The sequence below is a fragment of the Faecalibacterium faecis genome, assembly GCF_040096475.1.
In the GTDB taxonomy this organism is placed as follows: Bacteria; Bacillota; Clostridia; order Oscillospirales; family Ruminococcaceae; genus Faecalibacterium; species Faecalibacterium taiwanense.
Genome location: NZ_JBBMEP010000053.1, coordinates 1 through 1,079, shown reverse-complemented (window position 1 = coordinate 1,079; position 1,079 = coordinate 1). Strand labels below are relative to the sequence as shown.

Genomic DNA, 1,079 nt, shown 5'->3' with positions numbered 1-1,079 from the left:
GACTTCGGTACTAACTTCCCTCGATCGCTACCGGAACCAACACCCGGCTCCGAGACTTCATATGTGTCCCTGTGTTTAACTCTTTTGGTGGTGACGGAATCTCTACCGTCTGTGCATCGGCTACGCCGTTAGGCCTCACCTTAGCTCCCGACTAACCTGGAGCGGACGAACCTTCCTCCAGAAACCTGAGGCTTTCGGCCATGCAGATTCTCACTGCATTCGCGCTACTCATTCCGGCATTCTCACTTCTATACACTCCACAGCCGCTTGCGCTACTGTTTCACCGCGTATACAACGCTCCCCTACCCAGCATGTAATCATGCTGCCTAAGCTTCGGTGTCAGGTTTAGCCCCGTTAAATTCTCCGCGCAAAGACGCTCGACCAGTGAGCTATTACGCACTCTTTGAATGAGTGGCTGCTTCTGAGCCAACATCCTGGTTGTCTACGTATCTTCACATCGTTTTCCACTTAACCTGACTTTGGGACCTTAGCTGTAGATCTGGGCTGTTTCCCTTTTGACAATGACATTTATCTGACACTGTCTGACTCCCAAGCATCAATACTCTGGCATTCTGAGTTTGATAAGCTTCGCTAACCTCTCGGCCGCTAGGCTATTCAGTGCTTTACCTCCAGGTATCTAACTTGAGGCTAGTCCTAAAACTATTTCGGGGAGAACCAGCTATCTCCGGGTTCGATTGGAATTTCTCCGCTACCCACAGTTCATCCGCCGCCTTTTCAACGGAGGTCGGTTCGGTCCTCCATGGAATTTTACTTCCACTTCAACCTGACCATGGGTAGGTCACCCGGTTTCGGGCCCATTATATGCAACTTAACGCCCTTTTCAAACTCGCTTTCGCTTCGGCTCCAGACCTTAAGTCCTTAACCTTGCTGCATACAATCGCTCGCCGGACCGTTCTACAAAAAGTACCCTATCACGCATTGACGCGCTCTAGGTGCTTGTAGGCACAGGGTTTCAGGTTCTTTTTCACTCCCCTCCCGGGGTGCTTTTCACCTTTCCTTCACAGTACTATACGCTATCGGTCACTGGGTAGTATTTAGGGTTGGAGGGTGGTCCCCCC

The 1,079-nt window shown here is 51.0% G+C and carries 1 rRNA gene; it reads right to left on the bottom strand.

Annotation, left to right across the window (positions count from 1 at the left end):
- Positions 1 to 1,079 (bottom strand): 23S ribosomal RNA (locus tag WMO17_RS13070); the annotation flags it as partial.